Genomic DNA, 22601 nt, shown 5'->3' on the forward strand with positions numbered 1-22601 from the left:
CAGGGTTTTAAGCGGATAAGTACGCGACTATTAAGCACAAAAAAGAATAAAAAATGAATTTATAGAATTTCAGGTAATAGTTGCTGGGCGATATAGTGGCTGCATTGTCATCAAGGGAATGCGCGATCATGGATTATCTCCCCCTCTTTGCTCAGCTTAAACAGCGTCCTTGCCTCGTGGTAGGTGGCGGCGAAGTCGCATGGCGCAAAACGCGCATGTTGCTCAAGGTGGGCGCGGCCGTCACTGTGGTTGCCCCTGACGTCGACCGTGAAATTGCGGAGGCGCAAGCGCAAGGAAAGCTGACGGTATTGCGTGAGGCGTTTCGTCCCGAACATCTGGACGGAAAGATGCTGGCGATTGCGGCGACTGACAATGCCCTCGTCAATGAGCTGGTCTCCACTGCCGCTGATAGCCGCAATATCTTGGTCAATGTCGTTGATGACACCCCTAAATGCAGCTTTATTGTCCCCTCTTTGGTTGATCGCTCCCCCATTATTATTGCCATCTCATCGGGCGGCAAAGCTCCGGTATTGGCGCGGATGCTGCGTGAAAAAATTGAAACCCTGGTGCCTCAGCATATTGGCAAGATGGCGGCAATGGCGGGTGCATTTCGCGACAAACTGAAAGCGCGCATTCCGACCTTAACGGGCCGGCGCAAATTCTGGGAGGCCGCTTTTAGTGGGCGGTTTGCCGATTTAGTCGCGGCGGGTAAACACCAGCAAGCCGAGCAGGCGCTGGAGCAGCTTAGTGGACAAATCACCACCCAAGGCGAAGTGGCGTTGATTGGCGCCGGGCCTGGGGATCCAGGTCTATTGACCTTGCGCGCGTTGCAATTAATGCAGCAAGCCGATGTGGTGCTTTACGACTACTTGGTTGCTGAACCGATTATGGAGCTGTGCCGCCGAGATGCGGAGCTGATTTGTGTGGGCAAACGGGCGAGCTACCACAGTGTTAGCCAAGACGACATTAATCGTCTGTTGGTCGAGCATGCTCAAGCCGGAAAACGGGTGGTGCGCTTAAAAGGGGGCGATCCTTTCATGTTTGGCCGTGGTGGTGAGGAATTACAAACCCTTGCCAACGCGGGTGTCTCGTTTCAAGTGGTACCCGGGATCACTGCGGCGGCAGGGGCGACGGCCTATGCCGGTATTCCGCTCACCCATCGCGATCATGCCCAGACCGCGCTGTTTATTACCGGTCATTTGAAAAAAGAACAAGACACCTTGGAGTGGGCGACGTTAGCCCGCCCGCGTCAGACCTTGGTGATCTATATGGGCTTGATGAAGTCGGCCCATATTCAAAGCCAACTGATTGCTCACGGTAGATCGCCGGACACCCCTGTGGCGGTGATTGAAAACGGCACGCGTCCGGAGCAGAAAGTCTTTACCGGTCAACTCAACAACTTACCGTCGCTGGCGGAACAAGCTGCGTCGCCCGCGCTGATCGTGGTGGGTGAAGTGGCGGCACTTGCCGGTCAGCTAACATGGTTTGGCGAGGGGCGCGCGGTACGCGATGCCGATCCCACGCAAGCCCCCACCGCTGTGGTTAACTTCGCTTAAAGGATAGTTAGGATGGATGCAAAAACACTCACTCACCTCCAGCAGTTAGAAGCCGAGAGCATTCATATACTGCGGGAAGTCGCGGCGGAGTTTGATAACCCCGTGATGCTGTATTCGATTGGCAAAGACTCGTCAGTGATGCTGCACTTGGCGCGCAAAGCTTTTTACCCCGGAAAGATCCCGTTTCCACTGTTGCATGTCGATACCGACTGGAAGTTTCGCGACATGATTGCCTTTCGCGATCGCACCGCTAAAGAGCTGGGGCTAGATCTGATTGTGCACAAAAATCCAGAAGGGATGGCTCAGGGGATCAATCCTTTTGATCACGGCTCCGATAAGCACACCGATATCATGAAAACCCAAGCGCTGAAGCAGGCGCTGGATCAGCATAAGTTTGATGCGGCATTTGGCGGCGCGCGTCGGGACGAAGAAAAATCCCGCGCCAAAGAGCGTGTCTATTCGTTCCGCGATAAGAACCATCGCTGGGATCCGAAAAACCAACGGCCAGAGCTGTGGCGCAACTATAACGGTCAAGTGAATCCGGGCGAGAGTATTCGTGTGTTTCCGCTCTCCAACTGGACTGAGCTCGATATCTGGCAATACATCTATCTGGAAAATATCGACATTGTTCCGCTTTATTTAGCGGCCGAGCGCCCAGTGGTAGAACGCGATGGCACCTTGTACATGGTGGATGATGCGCGGATGCCGATTGGGCCTGAGGAAACCGTGACTCATAAATCGGTGCGTTTTCGCACCCTAGGCTGCTACCCGCTTACCGGGGCGATTGAATCTACCGCGACCACCTTGCCAGAGATCATCGAAGAGATGTTGGTCGCTACCTCAAGTGAACGCCAAGGACGGGCGATCGACCACGATCAGTCCGGATCCATGGAGCGCAAAAAGCGTCAGGGTTATTTCTAAGGAGCAGTCATGAATCCAGCAATTCAACAACAGGTGGCCGATCTGGGTATTGAGGGTTATCTGCAACAGCATCAACACAAAAGTTTATTGCGCTTTTTGACCTGTGGCTCTGTCGATGATGGTAAGTCGACTTTGATTGGCCGCTTGCTGCACGACTCACAGCAGATCTATGAAGATCAGCTGGCTGCTGTCCATGCCGATAGCCAGCGTGTTGGCACCACGGGCGAGAAACCGGATCTGGCGCTATTGGTAGACGGCCTACAAGCCGAGCGCGAGCAGGGGATCACCATTGATGTGGCGTATCGCTATTTCTCCACCTCCAAGCGCAAGTTTATCATCGCCGATACCCCCGGCCATGAGCAGTACACCCGTAATATGGCCACCGGTGCGTCGACCTGTGATGTGGCGGTGATCTTAATTGACGCGCGCCACGGCATCTTGGATCAGACTCGTCGCCACTCGTATATCGCTAACTTGCTGGGTATTCAGCATTTTGTGGTGGCGGTGAACAAAATGGACTTGGTGGCATATAGCCAAGCCCGGTTTAATGAAATTCAAGAGCAGTATCTGGCGTTTGCCGATCAGCTCAACCCTGGCTTGTCAGTGTCTATGGTGCCCTTGTCGGCACTCGAAGGCGACAACGTGGTCAATGCCAGTGACGCGATGGCGTGGTATCAAGGCGAGCCGCTGCTCAGCCAGCTAGAAGCCATCGACATTGAAAAATCGCGCGGGACGGGTGCGTTCCGTTTTCCGGTGCAGTATGTCAATCGACCGGATCTGAACTTCCGTGGCTATGCAGGCACCCTTGCCAGTGGCGAGTTGCATGTGGGCGATGAGGTTAAGGTACTCCCCTCTGGGCTTACCGCGAAGGTCGCGCGAATAGTCACCTTTGACGGTGATCGTGAATTTGCCTTCAGCGGTCAAGCGGTCACCCTCACTTTAGATAGAGAAATTGATATCTCGCGTGGCGATCTCTTGGTGCGAGCGGATGATGACGTGGCGGTGGGTCAACGATTTGACGCCGATGTGGTGTGGATGACGCAAACTCCACTGGCACCGGGGCGCGAATACGACATTAAGTTGGCTAGCAAGAAAACCTCGGCGCAGGTTGAGGCACTGTCCTATGGGGTCGATGTTAATACGCTTAACACTCATGACGCAGACACCTTGCCGCTCAATGGCATTGGTCGTTGCACCTTGACCCTGAGCGAAGCGGTGCCGCTGGATACCTATCACGATAGCCCGAATACCGGTGGCTTTATCCTGATTGATCGCCTCACCAATGTGACGGTTGGCGCGGGCATGATCCGTCATGTGGCGGAAGCGCAGCCGCAAACCACCTCGTCGTTCTCAGCGTTTGAACTTGAGTTAAACCAGTTGATCCGCAAGCACTTTCCGCATTGGCAAGCGCGGGATCTACGCCAACTGGGGTAAACGATGAGCTGGCAAGAAACCACGGTACTCACCTTGCTGGTGGCGATTGTCGCCGGCTTGGTGCTCACCCGTATAAAGCCTGTACTCTTGTTTGCGGGGGCCGCGTTTGTGGCGTTCCAAACCGGGCTTACCTCGGTTGAAGCGCTGACGGCGAACTTTACCGCGCAATCGCTGCTGACCTTGGTATTGCTGGTTTTGGTTTCTTGTGCGTTGGAAAAAACCCATTTAACCAGCTGGGTTGCGCAGCAGGCGTCGCACGGCGCACTCCCCACCGTGATTGCGAAATTAGGTATCTCAAGTGCGCTGCTATCGGCGCTGGTCAATAACACCGCGGTAGTGGTGTCCATGATTGGCGCGATCAAGCGCAACCGACGTCACTCACCCTCACAGCTTTTGATCCCATTGTCATATAGCGCCATTCTCGGCGGCACCCTAACCCTGATTGGCACGTCCACCAATCTCATTGTGAACAGCTTTGTTGAGCGAGCGGGTTTACCCAGTTTGGGCTTTTTCACCCCAACGGTCATTGGTGCTGCTGCATTGGTGGCAGGGCTATTGGTATTAATTCCGTTTAGCTATCGGTTGCCACGCCATGATGGTGAACAAGAAGAGAGCTTGCCCTATGTGCTCGAAGCACGGTTGGCCGCCGACTCCCCCTTATGCGGTCGCAGTGTCGCAGACAATGGCTTGCGGGCACTACGCCGCTTGTACTTGGCCGAAATTCATCGTCAAGACGGCGTTATTGCGCCTGTGTGTCCGGATACGCCGTTATTGGCTGGTGACAAGTTGCAGTTTGCCGGCGATGTGGAAAGTGTCGCGACCTTGCAAGAGATCCCTGGCTTGACCCTGTTCGGCCAGCATCACATTGATGGACAAAACTTGATTGAGGTGGTGGTGAGCCACAGCGCCAGCATTTGTGGCAAAACCCTCAAAGCTGCCCGATTTCGAGAGACCTTTGATGCCGTGGTGGTCGCAATTCGCCGCGGCCATGAAAAACTCGACGGTGGGTTGGGCAATATTCCTTTGCATGCCGGCGATACGCTGGTGTTGGTGCCGGGCAAAACCTTTCGCCAAGACAGCCAAGCGTTACGGCGTGAATTCGTGCTCTTTAATGGTTTGGAAGCCAGTACCCGTCTTTCCGAGCGTAAAAGCGTTGCGGTACTGGCGGGATTTGTCGCGGTGATTGGCGCCGCCTTGCTCACTCCGATGCCACTGCTGAATGGCTTAGCGGCGTACTTGGTGGTGTTGCTGGTCACCGGCATTATCTCTTTGCACGATTTACAACGCCGCTTTCCGGTTGAAGTGGTGGTGATTGTCGGCGCGGCGCTGACATTGGCACAACTGATGTTGGCGTCAGGGCTGTCGGCACGCTTTAGTGATTGGTTTATGGCGACCTTTAGCGCAGGGGGCGCGATAGGGGCGCTGGTGGCTGTGTACTTGCTGACCTTGTTACTGACCGAGCTTATCACCAACAATGCCGCGGCGGCGCTGGCTTTCCCGCTGGGCTATAGCTTGGCGCTAGGGTATGGGGTTGATCCTATGCCTTTTGTGATGGCAGTGCTGTTTGGCGCCAGTGCCAGTTTTATTTCCCCTTACGGGTATCAAACCAATTTATTGGTATACAGCGTGGGCAATTACCAGCTACGTGATTATTTGCGTCTGGGGCTGCCATTATCTGTGGTGTATTCCGCAGTGGTGCTCACCCTGTTACCGATTGTTTTTCCTTTAACGTCGGTGGCCCCTTAATCATGGCGTGGCCAACGAAATAGCGGAGACTTTCATGACTGACACTGTATCTGCGCCAACCGATCCCAATGTGATCTGGCATCAACATCATGTTGACCAAGCTCAGCGCAGCGAACAAAAACAGCAGCAACCTGTCGTGCTTTGGTTTACTGGCTTGTCTGGCTCGGGTAAATCGACCATCGCTGGCGCGCTTGAGGCGGCCTTGGTCGCCGAAGGGCACCATACCTATTTGCTAGATGGCGATAATATTCGCCATGGCCTATGTCGCGATCTGGGTTTTTCCGATCAAGACAGGCGCGAGAATATTCGTCGGATTGGTGAAGTGGCCAAGTTGATGACCGATGCGGGCCTGATCGTTTTGAGTGCCTTTATCTCACCGTTTCGCGCTGAGCGAGAGATGGTGCGCGAGCGTTTGCCAGAGGGTCAGTTTATTGAAGTCTTTGTCGATACGCCGCTGGCGGTGTGTGAGCAGCGCGACCCCAAAGGGCTGTACAAAAAGGCACGTGCCGGCGAGATCCCTGCGTTTACCGGCATATCGTCAGAGTATGAACCACCGCAAACACCGGCGATCCATTTAAGCGGTGATCACAGCGTCGCCGAGCATGTGGCGACCTGTCTTCACGTACTGCGTGAGCGCGGGGTGTTGCGCCCGTCAGATTAAGCGTGAGTGTTGACCGTCTCACCCACATCGCTGTGCATCTCAAAGCCTTCGGCGAGTAATTCACAAATGGCGTGGTGGTAATCGGGATGCACGCGTTTACCGACCAGTTTTGCTAGCTCATGGCCGGTGGGACTAAAGCGGTAGTAATAAAGACGCATCCCTTTGTGGAGCGGGGTAAGCATGTATTGGGTGTCTTGCAGTTTAAACGGCATCGCTGGTTGCATTTCAATCACGCCGGATTCGAGCTCAGTGCGCAGGATGAGCCCCAAGTCCATCAATAACATTAAGTCGGTATAAGACAGTTGATAGTGCCCCAGCGAAAGCTTATGGGGCGGCTCTGGGCGTAGCAGTTGCACCAAGCCTTGGCGGCGGCGAAAACCGGTGACTAGCTTTTTGGTGCTGTCTTGCCCAAACGTGCTGGATAAGGCACAAGCGCGTTGCAGTGCTTGCGCTTCACGTTGCGTCATGGTTTCGAGAATGGTCAGGGCTTTAATCGAGGTGCTGCCGGGGCGGAGCATTTCTTGTTTGAGGATTTTCGCCCACAATTGCTGCATCGCGTGGCCGTGAATATTACGGGCTAAATCGAAAAAGCGAACCAGCCAATCAGGGTCGGGAGTGTGGGCGGTTTCGCTGTGACATTGATCGTAGGTGAGGGCGATGATGGCTTCGAGATTAGCCTGCTGCTTTTGCATCACATGACGCTGGCGGTTGGCACTGCGATGAGCGAGATCTTCCTGTTCGACCTCTTGCAGGCGCGCATCGACGTGATACTCACTGGCAATCGCTTTTAGCCGCCCTTTACTGCCGCGAAGATCGGCGTCTTCTTTACAATTATGTTCCTGATGTTGCCGTTTATCGGGATGGGCATCGATGACTACGGGTTTGTCTTGCTCTGCCATGCGCGTCTCACACTGATTGTCAGCAAAATTTAATGCTGGCAAATATGTTAATTAAAGATTAAATTTGTTAACATTATGAGCGTTAACAATCAAGTGTAGGGATGCGTGTGCGTAAGCAAAAACTCAACCCCATCAATCTGCTGTTGATTGCCGTGTACATAGGCGCACTGGCGATCTTGTCTCATTATATTGCCTGACAATATCGTGTGCGCCGATCGGGCTCACTGATTGATAGGGATTTATTCGTCGTCGTAGTCAGTTAATTGTGTGCCTTGTAGCACATAACCCACTTCTGCCAAGTCATGGCTGACATGTTCGGTTTTCAGCGTGCCTTCGACATAAACCACATCCCATAACTGTTGAATCGGCGCACCGCCAGCAAACTTTACATAAATTATCTGATTCGGGGGTGGGGGTGGAACATGAATACAGGCGCCAAGAAAGGGCACAAGCAGGAATTCCGTGACCACTTTATCGTCGCCTTCCAGTGGGATCACAAAGCCGGGAATTTTGACTTGGCTGTTGTTGAGCTCTGGGCGAACCGAGCCAACCAAGCTTTGCGGGTTTTCACCGTCGTGATTGATTTCTGGCATACCCCGACTATCGAATTGAGCACGTTCGTGCTCAGGAACCAAATCAATCCAATCCAGTTTGAGTGGTTCATTGCTCGCCCACGAAGGCGAGCTCAACACACCGCTCAGTAAGGCAATAAGCCCGAGCATTATTCGTTTTTTCATCTGTTATACCTTAATTGTCATGCCATCGGCGAGCGCCTGTCGGTAGGCGCGCCAAGCCGGAATTAATCCCACGATAAAGCCAGCGACCAATACACCGGCCATCAGTGATAGCTCGTAAGAAGACGGCCAGTCGAGTGGCAAGAACAAGCCAAATTCACTGAGAATATAGGGCTGCGCCAGCGCGAGTCCACCATAAAGTAGGAGCACGCCAACGACGATTCCCGCAAGGGTGATCGCGACCGCCTCACTGACCAAAAGCAAAATAATATGCAAAGGGCGCGCGCCCATCGCACGTAAGATTGCCATTTCTCGTCGACGTTCGTTCAAGCTAGTGAGCAGGCTTGAGAGCATACCCAACAGCCCCGCGACGGCCACAAAGCCAGAGATCACCAGCAGGGCTTGTTCGCCAACTCGCATCATGCCCCATAGCTCGTGCAAGGCAATGCCAGGCATGATGGCGGTTAACGGTTCGCGTGGATAGGTGTTGACCCAACGTTGGACAGCGAAGGTTTTGATTTTACTTTTCAAGCCCACCATCACGGCGGTGAGTTGCTCCGGTTGCAACTCGCGCTGTTGCGCTTGCGCTTGCGCTTGGGTCAGGCCTTGGCCGAGTCGTGCGCCACTTTCCCAGCCAACATGAATCGCTTCGATGGCCTCGAGCGACACATGCACGCTACGGTCGACAGGGGTGCCTGTGGGTGCCAAGATCCCAGTGACCGTAAAGGGCAGGTTGTCATGCTGATTAAAGCCTTTGTCGGCCAGTCCATGGGCAATGACCAGACTATCGCCCATCTTGTATCCCAGCTCTTTCGCCACTTGGGCACCAATCACGGTATCAAACAAGCCGGAAAATGGCCCGCCTTGGCGAAAGGCCAGTGGTTGTTTTTGACCATATTGGTAATGGTCAAAGTAGTCATTGGTGGTGCCGACCACGCGAAAGCCACGGTGAGAGTCCCCCAGTGAAATGGGAATGGTCCAACTCACATCCGGATGCTCATTAAGGCGCTGGTAACTGTCCCAGCCGATATTGTTGGTAGCGTTACCGATGCGAAACACGGAATAGAGCAGTAAATTGATCGGACCGGAGCGGGCGCCGACAATTAAATCGGTGTTGGAGATGGTATTGGCAAAGCTGGCTTTGGCTTGGGTGCGCACTTTTTCCACCCCGAGCAAGAGCACCACGGCAATGGTGACGGTCAGTAAAGAAAGCAGTGCGGTGGCGCGGCGATTCTTGAGGCTTTGCCCTGCCAATCCTAACAGTGAAATCATTGGTTAGCCTCCTCGCGATGTATGGCACGATTAAGCGCGGGAAGCGAGACATCGCGGTCAAATAAGGGCGCCAATTGGCTGTCATGGCTGACAAACAATAAGCTGCTGTTGGCTTCTCGGCAGCGGTCTTGAAGCAACTGAATAAAGGTATTGCGGGTGTCCGCATCAAGCGCAGAGGTCGGTTCGTCAGCGATAATTAACGCTGGTGCCCCAATTAATGCCCGTGCCGCTGCGACCCGCTGTTGCTGGCCGATACTCAGCGCAGTCACCGGCTGATGGTAACAGTGTGCGGGAAGACCAAGCTTATCGAGTAGATAGGCGGCCTCTTGGTGTGCCGGTTGGCTAAGTGCCTGACGCCGCGTGTGAGAAAAGCGCAGCGGGACGGTGACATTATCAATCACCGATAAATAGGGAAGCAGATTAAATTGCTGAAAAATATAACCAATATGGTTAGCACGGAACTGATCCCGTTGGCGATCATTCAGTGCGGTAAGCGCTTGATGATTGACCGTCAGTGTTCCCGATTGTGGGGTATGAATGCCTGCAATCAGGCTCAGTAGCGTGGATTTCCCGCTGCCACTGGGGCCTTTTAAAAATACATGCTCGCCCTCACCGACCGCAAAGCTATCGATATCTAAGATCGGTTGCGGCTGAGCTGGCCAAGTAAAACGTAGTTGTTCGATGGTTATCATGCCTGACAGGGGCGCTGGATGCGCCCCGCCTCCTTGTTCACTACCACTGGATGTGCGACTTGGCACGATTCAAGGTTTCGACCCAGACCTTGTCATCAGTAAAGGCCTGAATTTTGATGGTTTCTGTGTTGGGGAATAGGCTAAACCAATCAGTTTGCAATTCGGTGAAAGCTTGCGGGTTTTGGCAAACGAATTGGTAGTTTGCCGATAAGGTGTTGTGGTTACCGTGATCATGCCCATGATGATCGTCATGGTGATCACCATGCTTGTCGTGATCATGATGGTCACCATGATCCTCATGATGAGTATCTTTGCCGTCTCGGCCATCGCGACCGTCACGATGGGCGTGGCCATCTTCGCCATCTTCACCGTGAATGCTATTGTGCTCATGCTCATGCTCATGCTCATGCTCATGCTCATGCTTGTGGTCATGGTCTTCAAAGCTGCTCGTTACCTTGACGTCGACCAGCTGGCAATTCGCCGCTTCAGCAAGCTGGAAGCGTTTCCCGCCATCACGCAGCAGTGCATAAGCATCTTCGAGCGTTTGCTGATCCTTGGCGTTTTTAGGATGGTGCTCAAACCCAACCACATCATGGCCTGGTGCGGTCAGTTCAATTAGCACACGCTCACCATCTTGGGCAAGACTTGCGGTGACTTCACCGTGCACATGGGCATCGAACGACTGATAGTTGGCTTCGTCAGCAAATGTGGCTGTGGACGCGGTTGCGATAGCCATGGCGATAACATTGGGTAAAAAACGCGTTTTCATTGGGTTCTCCTAGTGAATAAATGGGTTAAATCATTGCGGTATTTATTCGACTAGGTGGGTCGCGTGCCGAAAAGGCAATGGCGATGTGGTAAGCCTGAGCTGGCTTTGAGAGTGCAATAATCTCGTTGACGACATAAGTGGGGGCAGGCGCTGAGACCGCATACGCGATCAGTGCGGGAGGCGCCAAATGACAGAGGCTGCAATGTTCGCTGTGATGTGTGGGCGTGAAGGTATCGAGGTGATGACGCGCCCACAGCCCAGATTGGCTGAGTATGACAATCAACAGCAAATGGACGATCAATGGCCGAGTCATGCAGGCATCCACACCTTCAAAAGTAATGTAATAACATAACAATTATAACCATCGACGCCAAGTGCTGAAAAACGCGGGCTTTGCCCGCGCATGGCACTATTGATTGACCAGTTGAGTCACTAAGCTAATCACTTGGTTCACTTCGTCGGGACTTAATTTGCCCTCTTTGACAAAACGCACCGTGCCTTGGTCGTCGAGTACCGCGATCAGCGAGCTTTCTTCTTTTAAGCGCCACGCCTGTGCGACATTGCCGTTTTCGTCGAGCACAATTGAGGACCAACTAAAATCTCGCTTACTGTCTTCCGCCGACGATTTGACAAAACCGCCGGTGCCCCAAATCGCATCATCTTGATTAATGATGGTGGTGGTTTGGTAGCGAGAGTCGTCAAAGTCTGCGGCGGTGATGGCTTCCATCAAGGGGGCATTCATTTCTTTGGCGCTGCTGCGTCCGGCGATGGCTTGGATCACGCGTACTTTGCCCGGCAATTGTTCGGTTTGCCAAGCTTGATAAACAATATCGTCGCCATTCAAGGTCAGCTCGCCGTGCTCGGCGACTTTGGCTGAAGGTAAAGGTGCACCATTTTGGATCGTATGCGCCCAAGTGGTGCCTGTGAATAGCGCAAAGGTGAGAGCAAGTAGGGTGGTCTTTTTCATTCTTTATCATCCATGTCTGTGGTCATTATTTGGCATCAGGTGCCAAGTTATCTATGGTTACGCCAGACGGTGAGTTGTGCCAAGTGGCAAAGGTTAATCCGTGCGCAAGATCGGACTTTTCTGCGTCGATCGAACTTGCGCTGCAAAACGTATTTATCTAAATCGGGAACTTCTGTTTGCTAGCAGGCTCTAATGCTGTGATTGCTATCTTATTGAGGTGGCACTTTGCTTGCTTAGCTTTATACGCGGAGATTGCCAGATAATATTCGGCGCTCCAAGGTGGCAATATCATACGGTCATCGTGACTGTGAAAGAAATGAATTGCCGTTTCGGTCTGCTTAGACAGACTTTGAGAACAAGAAAGGGATCCTTATGCTTAGAATCTTTCGTCAATATCGGCCAACCCAGATTGCGCGGTATGTGAAACGATTTTTTAAGGGCCGACTCTATATTGAAGGTGTAGGCGCGTTTGAGTTTGATGGTGGACGTTTACTGCCGCCCGGGCATAGTGATAGACGTGCACTGTCGGTGATGACTGAGGTGAATAAAGAAATTAAAGCCATGGCCATTACCGCATAAACATCGCCACACTGAAAAACACGTCCAAACGGACGTGTTTTTTTATGCCTCGCCATTTAGCAGTGGTTAATTGCCAAAGACTTATTGTGGTGGGAAACACACACCTGTGCCACCTAAGCCGCAGTAGCCTTGCGGGTTTTTGTGTAGGTACTGCTGGTGGTCAGTTTCAGCAAAGTAGTAAGCGCCAGCCGGTGCGATCTCAGTGGTGACCGCATCTGACTTGCCGGCCTCTCTCAATGCCGCTTGGTAGGTCGCCAGACTTGCCTCGACGCTGGCTTGGTCCGCCGGATCACAATAGTAAATCGCGGAACGATATTGCGGGCCAATGTCATTGCCTTGACGCATGCCTTGGGTCGGATCGTGGTTTTCCCAGAACACCGCCAGTAGGGTGTCTAAACTCACCACGGACGGATCGAAAATCACATTGACCACTTCGGCATGGCCGGTTTGTCCCGTGCATACGTCTTGATAACGCGGATGTTGGGTGACGCCGCCACTGTATCCGACCGAGGTCATCACGACACCCGGCTGTTGCCACCATTTGCGTTCGGCACCCCAAAAACAGCCCATGCCAAAAATAACCTGTTTTTGACCGGCCGCGGGGGTGGCCGTGATAGGCTGATTAAATACCGCGTGCGGTTCGGCTGGAACAATCGGGTCGGTGCGATCGGCTATCGCATTCTCGGGTTGGGTAAAGGAAGATTGCATCGACATAGGCATCCTTTGACTGCTGTGGTGTAAAAGCGCAAAGCGGACTGCTGTGCGCGTCAGTGGGTTGGCGTACAGGCATGGATTCCGCATCTTGTCATCAACATGATGCTGGCATCCTGCCCCGCTCAACACGTAATATGGCAAGATATCATCAATTTAGCCGGGCGACACCCGGGTATTGGATCTCACTGCATGAATATACGGCTATTCCCCCTATTCGCGATCGCTATCAGCGTGATGTCTAGCATCGCCCATGCGGAAGTCGACATTGATATTGAAGGGCTCGATGGTATTGCACAAGACAACGTCGAGACCTATTTAGCCGCGATTGCTCCAGAAGAACGGGACGGCTCCTACCGCTTTATTGCCCGCGTTGAGCAGGATGTGCGTAAAGCGCTGCAAGCGGTGGGGTTTTATAAGCCTAAGATCACTACGCGAATGGACGGAGACGCTACGCTGGAGGTCAAGGTTGATCCGGGCAAACCTGTGCGCTTGGCACAAGTGGATGTGGTGTTTAGCGGTGAGGCGGGCATGGATGACGATTTTCATGCTCTCAAGGCTGACGGGCCGCAACCGGGCGAGATTCTTAACCACGGAGACTATGAATCCCTGAAAAGCCAAATCCAAAGCTTGGCGGTGAAAAAGGGATACTTTGATGGTCGTTTTACGCAAACACGTCTCGAAGTCTCTCCCACCCGCCAACAAGCGTTTATTCGTTTGCACTTTGCCAGTGGCAAGCGTTACCACTTTGGCGCGATTCGTTACCAAGGCTCACAAATTCAGTTGCAGCGTCTTGATACCTTACGTGGCTTTTCACCGGGCGCTCCGTATCAGGTCTCGGCATTGGGTGAGTTTAACCAAGCCCTTGCCAACACCGGGTGGTTTTCCAGTGCGTTAGTCCAAGCAGATATGGAAGAAGCTGAGGACACTGAAGTACCGATCAAGGTGACACTGACCCCCGAAGCACGCAACAAGTTTGAAACTGGGGTCGGGTATTCCACCGATATCGGCCCGCGGCTCAAGTTTAATTGGCGCAAGCCTTGGTATAACTCACGCGGTCACAGTATCACCACATCACTGGCGATTTCTGAGCCTGAGCAGACGTTGACCTCGACCTACAAGGTTCCCTTGGAGGATGTTTCCCGCGAGTATTATCAAGTGCAGTTAGGGTTACAAAATACCGAACAACGCGATACCTCCAGCCTCGAGGTATCGACCTCGATTTCTCGACATTGGCTGTATGATACCGGCTGGCAACGCAGTGTCTCGTTACGCTGGCTTTATGAGGACTACACCCAAGGACAAGATGAAGATAGCGTCAGCGTGGTGCTGCCTGGGATCAATTTTACTCGAACCCGTGCTCGCGGTGGATTAATGCCGCATTGGGGAGACAAACAATCCATTACATTGGAAGCGGCCGATCCGATTTGGCTGTCCGATATTAGTTTGGTGCGCTTGCAAGGGCGGAGCGCGTGGATTCGCAGTCTCAATAAAAACCATCGCGGCTTATTACGTGTTGATGGTGGTGCCCTGATTTCTGAAGAGTTCAGCGAAGCGCCGCCATCGTTACGCTTTTTCGCCGGGGGCGATAACAGTATTCGCGGTTATGGCTACGAGACCGTGTCGCCTGTCGATGACAGCGGTCAGCTCAGTGGCGCACGCTATATGTTAACCGGTACGTTAGAGTATCAATATCGCCTCGGCGGCAACTGGTGGTGGGCATTATTTGCTGATGGTGGTGACGCGTGGACCCACAATTTATCGTGGAAGCGTGCGGCGGGTACCGGTATTCGCTGGTCATCGCCGGTAGGCCCGATTCGTCTTGATGTTGCGCGTGGCTTTGATAATGACGATGATGATTTTCGTATACACCTTACGCTAGGGCCTGAGTTATGAGTCGTTGGTTAGTCAGGCTAACGTTTATTGCGTTAATCAGTATTTTTTCTTTGGTGGGGTTGGTAGCGGCCGCACTTTTTACCCCGGTGGGTTTGCAGCTTGGGCTGTGGGGCGCGCAGAAAGCGCTACCTGCGCTATCAGTCGATGAGGCCGACGGCAGTCTACTCACCGGCTTTGTGCTGCAAGGGGTGCGCTATGATGATACGCAGCTGCAACTGAATGCCGAGCAGCTAAAGCTTGTTATCCAAGGTAAGTGCTTACTGACGCCTGCGCTTTGTATTGATCAATTGGCCGCCGAGGGGGTCACGCTTGATATTGATTTGCCGGCGAGTGAGGAGGATGCATCCTCGCAAGACGTATCCACGCCGGCAATCCAAGCGCCGTTGCCTATTCATATCAATGCCTTTGCCTTTAAGGATGTGGCGATTCAGGTTGCCGAGCAGTCGGTGAGTTGGCATCAACTGCAAGGGGGCGTGCATTTTGTTGGCGACACCTTAACCCTATCGCCGACCGATTGGCAGCAGCTGGTGGTGAGCCTGCCGAGCGACACCGAGTCTCAAGAAAACACCGACCAAGCGGTCGGTAAACCGGATGGCGCGGTGGCAAGCCCGTCATGGCATTATCCAGGGCTGGAATTACCCACGGTGGCGTTGCCGCTGGCTATCGAGGTGGAGCAGCTTCGCCTGCAAGATACGCGGATTGACACGGGCACAGTACAAACCCTCTCAGCGTTATCTTTGGCGGGTAGCGTTCGAGGCAGTGCGGTAACCATTGATAGTTTCTCGGTGACCGCCCCCCAAGGCACGGCGAGTCTTGCAGGTGATATTACACTTAAAGGTGAGTACCCACTTACCTTGCAAGCTGAGTTGACCAATAACCTTGCTCCCCTTCAAGACCAAGCTTTATCGCTGTCAGCCTCAGGAAGCCTAGCCGCGCTTAAGCTAAGCGCGAATGCACGCGGTCCGGTGACGGCGACACTGGAAGGAGAGGCAAACCTGCTGGCGGCAAACTTACCTTTTGCGGCGCAATTGGACAGCAAAGCCTTGGCGTGGCCGCTGACGGGGGACACGATCGCGGCATTACGCGAGCTACACTTTCACGCCGATGGCGATCTATCTGACTATCAGCTTGGCTTACACACTGACGTTGATGGCCCTGACGTGCCAACCACTCAGCTGAACCTTGCCGGAAAAGGCAGCCTGACGGCGCTGACTCTCTCGCAGCTTGAAGCTAATACGCTTGGAGGTAAGGTGGCCGGTCGTGCCAGCGTGGATTGGTCCAGCGTACCTTTTTGGCAAGCTGAGTTAGGCTTTGCCAACATCCAACCTCAGCGGCAATGGCCGGAGATCGCAGGAGATCTAACCGGCGCAATCAGCCATCGTGGCCGCTTAACGGTCCAAGGCGGGTGGGAGGTATCTGTGCCTACGTTGGTGGTGCATGGGGAGTTGCAAAAACTGCCGCTAGCGGTCGCGGGCGCGCTTAACGCGCATGATCGTGATGGCGATGGTCAACCGAGCGTGTCGACACCGGGATTGACGCTGTCACACGGCCCTAACCAAGTGACGGCGCAAGGACAAGTGCGTGATGAGTGGCAAATGGGACTGTCGGTCGATATTGCCGACTTATCGCAATCCTTGCCGATGTTCACTGGTGTGATCCGCGGCGATGCGAACCTAAGCGGGCCGTTTGCGCAGCCAACCGCAAAGTTGGCGATTCATGCTAAGCAATTGCGTTGGCAAGATGTGCGCATTAATCAGCTAACGGTAGACGGTGATCTGGCCGTGAAAGACCACTTGGGTGGTGATTTGACGGTGTCGGTATTGGGCGGACGCTATCAAACCGCGCGCTTGGATAACCTCGATTTAACTGTGCGCGGTGATGAAGCGGCCCATCAGCTGGATTTGCGCTGGCAAGGGGCACCGGCGTCTGGCGCGTTACGTATTGAAGGCGCGCTAGCGCGAGAGACAGGCTGGAAAGGGCGATTACTTAATACATCAGTGAACGTGGAAGATCTTGGCGATATTGTGCAGCAAAGTGCGGCACCCATTGCGTTTAGTTTCGCTGATATGCAAACCGAAGTTGGCGAACATTGTTGGCAGTGGCAAGCAACGTCTTTGTGCTTATCGCAACCGGCAACGATCGGCGAGCAAGGTGATGTCGTCGCTAAAGTTGAAGGCTTTGAAGCGGCGCAAATCGCTGCCTTCTTACCGCCGGAATGGCAACTTGATACACGTGCCAATGCCGCGGTGCATGCACGCTGGCAGCCTGATGCCTCGCCGGATGTGCAAGCCTCGATTGATATCGCGGATGGCAATCTGCGCCAGCAGGCCGACACGCCACTGGTGATTGGCTGGCAGCATGCCAACCTCAATGCGCGTTGGCATCAAGATGCACTGCAAGGCGCGCTGGCACTCACCTTGTCTGAGGGCGGCACACTGGCATCAGCCTTTACCTTGAATGATCTGTTAGCGTCGACACGTACGATTGATGGGAATGTGCACGTGAATGCGGTGCAACTTGCCAAACTGGAACCCTTACTCGGCGGCGACAAACAAGCCGATGTTAATGGCGAAGTGAATGCTAACTTACGCGTTAAAGGCCCGATTACATTGCCACAAGTCTTTGGCGAGCTGGATATCAGCGCATTACGTGTGAAAGGGCTATCATCGCCGGTTGATGTTAATGACGGACAGGTGACGGTCAACCTAGATGGTCAGCAAGGACAGTTAACCGGTCAGCTGATTACTCCCGATGGCACCTTGCGCCTCAAAGGCGAGGGTCGATGGCCGACCGTGAGAGATTGGTTGTTTAATCTGAATGTCGCGGGCGATGCATTGCGGGTGAATGTGCCTCCGATGGTCCGTCTTGATGTCGCGCCTGACTTAACGGTTTCAGCAACCCCGGAACAAGTGGCGATTCGCGGCGATATTGAGGTGCCATGGGGACTTGTTGAAGTGGAACATTTACCGGAGTCGGCAGTCACTGTGTCGGATGATACGGTGATCCTCAATCAAAATTATGAGCCTGAAGACGCGGAACAAAAAGACGCGGTTCCCTTTAATTTGGTCACGGATGTGCGCTTAGTGCTTGGCGATGAAGTACGGCTGGCAGCGTTTGGCTTGAAGTCGCGTTTGGCAGGTGAACTTAACATTAAGAACAACCGCAAAGGCGCCTTGATTGTCGGCAACGTGAGCTTGCTGGAAGGGACCTATCGCTCATTTGGACAAGATTTGATTATCCGTAAAGGGGAGATCTTATTCAATGGCCCCGCGGATCAGCCGTATTTGCAAGTCGAAGCGATTCGTAATCCCGAGCGCACTGAGGGCGATGTGGTCGCGGGGATCCGACTCACAGGGCCTGCCGATGAGCCGGTGGCGACTGTATTTATGGACCCGGCGGGTTCACAGGCCAATGCCTTGTCATACTTGTTACGCGGCCGCGCGCTTGATGCTGGCGCCGGTGATGCCAATATGACCTCGATGCTGATTGGTTTGGGCTTGGCGCAAAGTGGCAAACTGGTGGGCGAGATTGGTCAGGCGTTTGGGGTCGAGGATCTGACTCTCGATACCTCTGGTGCTGGCGATGAGCAAAAAGTCGAGGTCTCGGGATATATTCTGCCTGACTTGGAAGTGAAGTATGGGGTGGGGATCTTTGATGCGATAGGGGTGTTCACGGTGCGCTATCGATTGATGAAAGATCTCTACCTTGAAGCAGTGTCCGGTGTCGATCAGGCGGTGGATCTTCTCTATCAGTTTGAGATCAAATAGAAAAAAGCCCGCGTGTTGACGCGGACTTCTAGCTTCATGGCGATGGCACGATTATTTTTGCGCGCGCTCAAATGAAGACAAGATTTCGTCTTTTGCCGCTTGGGCATCTTCCCAACCGTCTACTTTCACCCACTTGCCGGCTTCTAGCTCTTTATAGCGCTCGAAGAAGTGCGTGATTTGTGCTTTTAGCAGCTCAGGCAGGTCGTTCACGTCTTTCACGTGATCGTACTCTTTGGTCAGCTTGCTGTGCGGTACCGCGATCACTTTGGCATCTTCACCAGACTCGTCGGTCATTTTCAGCACACCAACAGGGCGACAGCGGATCACTGAGCCGGGTACCAATGGGAATGGGGTTGGAACCAGCACGTCAACTGGGTCGCCGTCCAAAGACAAGGTGTGGTTTACATAGCCATAGTTACATGGGTAGAACATAGGCGTTGCCATGAAGCGATCAACGAATACGGCGCCGCTGTCTTTGTCGACTTCGTACTTGATTGGATCGGCGTTGGCAGGAATTTCAATCACCACATAAATATCTTCAGGCAGATCTTTGCCCGCTGGGACCTGGTTCAGGCTCATGGGATGTCCTTTTGTTTATCAAAAAAGTGTGTGCCAATTATAACCACCGAGCGTGAAAATAACAGAGGCGACCGCCGTGGTCGCCTCTTAATCATGATTTGCGATGAAATCTCACCGTCTTACTGCACCTAGTTATCGTCGTGATCGGGGTAGCGATCGAGGAATTCACCGACTTTGTCCACCATATTGCTTGAGCCGACAAAGAAAGGCACGCGTTGGTGCAATTCTTTCGGATCGATATCCATGATGCGCTGGGTACCATCGGTCGCTTTACCACCAGCTTGCTCAATAATAAACGCCATTGGGTTGCACTCGTAAAGCAAGCGTAGCTTGCCGTTTGGATACGCGAGTGTGCTGGGGTATAAGTAAATACCGCCTTTTAGCAGGTTGCGGTGAAAGTCCGCGACCAAAGAGCCAATATAGCGTGAGGTGTAGGGACGCTTCTCATTAGGGACGTTTTCTTGACAGTACTTGATATATTTTTTGACGCCTTGTGGGAATTTGATGTAGTTCCCTTCGTTAATCGAGTAGATGTTACCGTCTTGGGGAATGGTCATGTTTTCATGCGACAAGCAGAATAGCCCAAGCGACGGGTCATAGGTAAAACCGTGCACGCCATCGCCTGTGGTGTAAACCAACATGGTTGATGAGCCGTAAATGACGTAACCGGCAGCCACTTGGCGGTGGCCGGGCTGCAAGAAGTCTTCCTCGGTGGGGGGAGTACCCACCGGCGATACGCGGTGGTAGATAGAGAAAATGGTGCCAACAGACACATTAACATCAATGTTAGAGGAGCCATCCAGTGGGTCGATGAGGACCACATACTTGGCATTGCGGTTGAGTTGCTTGTTGAAAATAACCGCTTCGTCTTCTTCTTCACTGGCGACACCACAGACGTGGTCGCGGGCTTCCATGGCGGCTTTAAACTTTTCGTTGGCGTAGACATCGAGCTTTTGCTGCTCTTCGCCTTGTGCGTTTTCTGTGCCAATCGCGCCGGCAATATCGACCAGACCGGCTTTGTTGACTTCACGGTTAACAATTTTGGCGGCCAGACGGATGGAGGCGAGAAGAGAAGATAAATCACCGCTGGCGTGCGGGAAGGCGTGCTGTTTCTCAACAATATACTCGCCGAGGGTCTTAATGTCGGGCATTCTCAATCCTTAATGATGATGAACTTTCTTTCTGATGCAATCGGATACATGGGCAGTCAGCTGCCTCTTAAAATCGCGGATATTCTAGCGCCAGCGACTTTTTAATCGTACTGAAGAAATACATGGAGCAAGGGAAGTGTGATCGCCACATAAAAACCATGTCAGATGTACGCAAGCGATAAGACCCAAGCGCCAATCCAAGGCATAATGACAGCCTTATGCCGGATGGCTGAGTAACCAATACAACACAGTGAACGCTATGCATATTCATATTCTCGGCATCTGCGGCACCTTTATGGGTGGCGCCGCGATGCTCGCAAAACAATTGGGGCACAGGGTGACCGGCTCTGATAGCCATGTTTACCCCCCGATGAGTACGTTACTCGACTCTCAGGGTATTGAGATTATCGAAGGTTATGATCCGGCTCAGCTTGCCCCCGTTCCAGACCTTGTGGTGATTGGTAATGCAATGAGTCGTGGCAATCCCTGTGTTGAGGCGGTACTAAACCAAGGCTTACCGTACACATCAGGCCCGCAATGGTTGCATGATTTCTTATTACGAGACCGCTGGGTGCTGGCGGTTTCTGGCACACATGGTAAAACCACTACCGCTAGCATGTTGGCATGGATCTTAGAAGATTGTGGCTACGCGCCCGGTTTCTTGATTGGCGGTGTCGCGGGGAATTTTAATGGCTCCGCACGATTGGGCGATAGCCCATTTTTTGTGGTAGAAGCCGATGAATATGACAGCGCGTTTTTTGATAAACGCTCCAAGTTTGTTCATTACCAACCGAAAACCTTGGTGATCAACAACCTTGAGTTCGACCATGCCGACATATTTGATGATTTGGCCGCGATTCAAAAGCAATTCAACCATGTGGTGCGAACTGTGCCGGGGATTGGTCAAATCATTGCGCCCTCCGACGATGCCAATGTCGCAGAGACGCTTGCCATGGGGTGCTGGAGTGAATGCGTCTATGCAGGACCAGATGGACAATGGCAGACGGTGAAAAAAGATCCAGCCGGCAGTCATTTTTCGGTGTATTTTGCCAGCGAGCATGTTGGGGACGTGAACTGGGACTTGGTTGGCGATCATAATGTGCGTAATGCGTTAATGGCCATTGCGGCAGCGCGTCATGTGGGCGTGACGCCTGACTTAGCCTGCCAGTCGCTCGAGACCTTTATCAATACCAAGCGACGCCTAGAGTGGCGCGGCGAGCAAGCCGGTGTCACTGTGTATGATGACTTTGCTCATCACCCGACGGCGATTCGACTGACCCTTGAGGGGTTACGTGCGAAAGTCGGTAATGGCCGTATTCTGGCGGTGTTAGAGCCTCGTTCCAATACCATGAAGCAAGGGGTTCACAAAGACACCTTGGCGGCGTCATTGGCTCGTGCTGACCAAGTGTTCTTGTTCCAACCCCAAGGGCTGGATTGGTCGCTTGAAGCGGTGGTGGATAGCTGCGAGCAGCCGGCGCATATTCATGCCGATATTGATGGGTTGGTAACCGCTTTATGTGAGCAAGCCCAAGCAGGCGATACCGTGTTGGTGATGAGTAATGGTGGCTTTGGTGGTATTCACGACAAGCTGCTTAACGCGCTCGGCGATAAAGGGGAAAAGCATGGCGGATAAACGCATCACTCTGGCATGGACAGGTGCATCTGGCGCGCCATACGGGCTACGTTTGCTCGAATGCCTACTTGCACAGGATTATCAGGTTTTCTTATTGATCTCATCGGCAGCACGTGTGGTGTTAGCCACCGAACATGGCCTGAAATTGCCTGCCGGGCCTGACGCGGCCAAAAAGGTATTGGTGGAACATTTACAGTGCAACACGGATAAGCTAGTAGTGTGTGGCAAAGAGGATTGGTTTTCGCCAGTTGCCTCAGGGTCAGCGGCACCGAAGCAAATGGTGGTATGCCCTTGCTCCGCCGGTTCATTGGCGTCGATTGCGCATGGCTTGTCCGATAACCTGATTGAACGGGCGGCGGATGTGGTGCTCAAAGAGCGCGGACAACTTCTGTTGGTGGTGCGTGAGACGCCATTTTCGACCTTGCATCTTGAGAACATGCACAAGCTGTCGCAAATGGGGGTGACGATTATGCCAGCTGCGCCGGGTTTTTATCATCAACCCCAGTCAATAGACGATCTCGTCGACTTTATGGTGGCGCGTATTTTGGATCATATCGGCGCAGAGCAACAGCTGGTACCACGTTGGGGCTATGATCAACGCGAACGATGAACGGCGCTCAGGCAAGCGCAGGCA

20 protein-coding genes are annotated in these 22601 nt (G+C 53.2%); 10 read left to right on the top strand and 10 right to left on the bottom strand.

Annotation, left to right across the window (positions count from 1 at the left end):
* The first annotated feature begins 128 nt into the window (after positions 1-128).
* From cysG to cysC, 5 genes are read left to right on the top strand one after another with little or no spacing between them, the layout of a single operon-like run.
* Positions 129-1556, top strand: coding sequence for a siroheme synthase CysG (gene cysG, locus E8E00_RS01235; RefSeq protein ID WP_096630061.1), 1428 nt, complete (start codon positions 129-131; stop codon positions 1554-1556).
* Between the two features lie 12 nt (positions 1557-1568).
* Positions 1569-2477, top strand: a complete 909-nt coding sequence (gene cysD, locus E8E00_RS01240; RefSeq protein WP_077455796.1) for a sulfate adenylyltransferase subunit CysD — start codon at positions 1569-1571, stop codon at positions 2475-2477.
* Between the two features lie 9 nt (positions 2478-2486).
* Positions 2487-3911 (top strand): sulfate adenylyltransferase subunit CysN, encoded by a 1425-nt coding sequence (gene cysN, locus E8E00_RS01245; protein ID WP_096630059.1) that lies wholly within the window; start codon positions 2487-2489, stop codon positions 3909-3911.
* A 3-nt stretch (positions 3912-3914) separates the two neighbouring features.
* Complete coding sequence (locus E8E00_RS01250) at positions 3915-5657, top strand: SLC13 family permease (protein ID WP_096630056.1); 1743 nt, start codon at positions 3915-3917, stop codon at positions 5655-5657.
* A 34-nt stretch (positions 5658-5691) separates the two neighbouring features.
* Complete coding sequence (gene cysC, locus E8E00_RS01255) at positions 5692-6318, top strand: adenylyl-sulfate kinase (RefSeq protein ID WP_096630053.1); 627 nt, start codon at positions 5692-5694, stop codon at positions 6316-6318.
* Here the strand turns inward: cysC and E8E00_RS01260 are convergent.
* The 7 genes from E8E00_RS01260 to E8E00_RS01290 all read right to left on the bottom strand — a co-directional run bounded on the left by E8E00_RS01260 (position 6315) and on the right by E8E00_RS01290 (position 11651).
* A complete protein-coding gene (locus E8E00_RS01260) occupies positions 6315-7217 on the bottom strand; it encodes a TIGR03899 family protein (protein ID WP_096630050.1) in 903 nt (300 codons plus the stop codon). The genes cysC and E8E00_RS01260 overlap by 4 nt on opposite strands.
* Before the next feature lie 239 nt (positions 7218-7456).
* A complete protein-coding gene (locus E8E00_RS01265) occupies positions 7457-7954 on the bottom strand; it encodes a DUF3299 domain-containing protein (protein WP_069589648.1) in 498 nt (165 codons plus the stop codon).
* A gap of 3 nt (positions 7955-7957) precedes the next feature.
* On the bottom strand, positions 7958-9223 hold the full coding sequence (locus E8E00_RS01270; RefSeq protein ID WP_096630048.1) for an ABC transporter permease: 1266 nt from the start codon (positions 9221-9223) through the stop codon (positions 7958-7960).
* On the bottom strand, positions 9220-9915 hold the full coding sequence (locus E8E00_RS01275) for an ABC transporter ATP-binding protein (protein WP_077455803.1): 696 nt from the start codon (positions 9913-9915) through the stop codon (positions 9220-9222). The genes E8E00_RS01270 and E8E00_RS01275 overlap by 4 nt, the downstream gene beginning before the upstream one ends.
* A 40-nt stretch (positions 9916-9955) precedes the next feature.
* Positions 9956-10684 carry a DUF2796 domain-containing protein gene (locus tag E8E00_RS01280; RefSeq protein WP_096630045.1) on the bottom strand — a complete coding sequence of 243 codons (729 nt, stop codon included), beginning with the start codon at positions 10682-10684 and terminating at the stop codon, positions 9956-9958.
* Between the two features lie 25 nt (positions 10685-10709).
* Positions 10710-10997 (bottom strand): DUF2607 family protein, encoded by a 288-nt coding sequence (locus tag E8E00_RS01285; protein WP_096630042.1) that lies wholly within the window; start codon positions 10995-10997, stop codon positions 10710-10712.
* Between the two features lie 96 nt (positions 10998-11093).
* Positions 11094-11651 carry a YtfJ family protein gene (locus tag E8E00_RS01290; RefSeq protein WP_096630039.1) on the bottom strand — a complete coding sequence of 186 codons (558 nt, stop codon included), beginning with the start codon at positions 11649-11651 and terminating at the stop codon, positions 11094-11096.
* A 372-nt stretch (positions 11652-12023) separates the two neighbouring features.
* Between E8E00_RS01290 and E8E00_RS01295 the strand changes: the two genes are divergently transcribed.
* Positions 12024-12230: a DUF1107 domain-containing protein gene (locus tag E8E00_RS01295; RefSeq protein WP_069589637.1), complete on the top strand. Its 207-nt coding sequence runs from the start codon at positions 12024-12026 to the stop codon at positions 12228-12230.
* Between the two features lie 81 nt (positions 12231-12311).
* Here the strand turns inward: E8E00_RS01295 and msrA are convergent, their stop codons facing one another.
* The gene (msrA, locus tag E8E00_RS01300; protein WP_077662803.1) at positions 12312-12950 is read right to left on the bottom strand and encodes a peptide-methionine (S)-S-oxide reductase MsrA; all 639 of its coding nucleotides are present in this window, start codon (positions 12948-12950) and stop codon (positions 12312-12314) included.
* A 183-nt stretch (positions 12951-13133) separates the two neighbouring features.
* On the opposite strand from msrA, the gene E8E00_RS01305 reads away from it, so the two are divergent.
* Positions 13134-14837 (top strand): autotransporter assembly complex family protein, encoded by a 1704-nt coding sequence (locus E8E00_RS01305; protein ID WP_096630036.1) that lies wholly within the window; start codon positions 13134-13136, stop codon positions 14835-14837.
* Positions 14834-18604, top strand: coding sequence for a translocation/assembly module TamB domain-containing protein (locus E8E00_RS01310; RefSeq protein WP_096630033.1), 3771 nt, complete (start codon positions 14834-14836; stop codon positions 18602-18604). Before E8E00_RS01305 ends, E8E00_RS01310 begins: the two co-directional genes overlap by 4 nt.
* A gap of 51 nt (positions 18605-18655) precedes the next feature.
* Here E8E00_RS01310 and ppa read toward each other — a convergent pair whose 3' ends face one another.
* Both ppa and fbp read right to left on the bottom strand, forming a co-directional pair.
* Positions 18656-19183 carry an inorganic diphosphatase gene (ppa, locus tag E8E00_RS01315; protein WP_069589628.1) on the bottom strand — a complete coding sequence of 176 codons (528 nt, stop codon included), beginning with the start codon at positions 19181-19183 and terminating at the stop codon, positions 18656-18658.
* 128 nt (positions 19184-19311) lie between these two features.
* Complete coding sequence (fbp, locus tag E8E00_RS01320) at positions 19312-20334, bottom strand: class 1 fructose-bisphosphatase (RefSeq protein ID WP_096630030.1); 1023 nt, start codon at positions 20332-20334, stop codon at positions 19312-19314.
* Positions 20335-20593: 259 nt separating this feature from the next.
* Here fbp and mpl point away from each other — a divergent pair, with 259 nt between their 5' ends.
* Complete coding sequence (gene mpl / locus E8E00_RS01325) at positions 20594-21967, top strand: UDP-N-acetylmuramate:L-alanyl-gamma-D-glutamyl-meso-diaminopimelate ligase (protein ID WP_096630028.1); 1374 nt, start codon at positions 20594-20596, stop codon at positions 21965-21967.
* Entirely contained in the window at positions 21957-22577 is a 621-nt protein-coding gene (locus tag E8E00_RS01330; protein ID WP_069589616.1) for a flavin prenyltransferase UbiX, read from the top strand. The genes mpl and E8E00_RS01330 overlap by 11 nt, the downstream gene beginning before the upstream one ends.
* The last annotated feature ends 24 nt before the right edge of the window (positions 22578-22601 follow it).

Origin of the sequence: Salinivibrio sp. YCSC6 (assembly GCF_004916735.1) — a bacterium.
GTDB classification, from domain to species: Bacteria; Pseudomonadota; Gammaproteobacteria; order Enterobacterales; family Vibrionaceae; genus Salinivibrio; species Salinivibrio proteolyticus.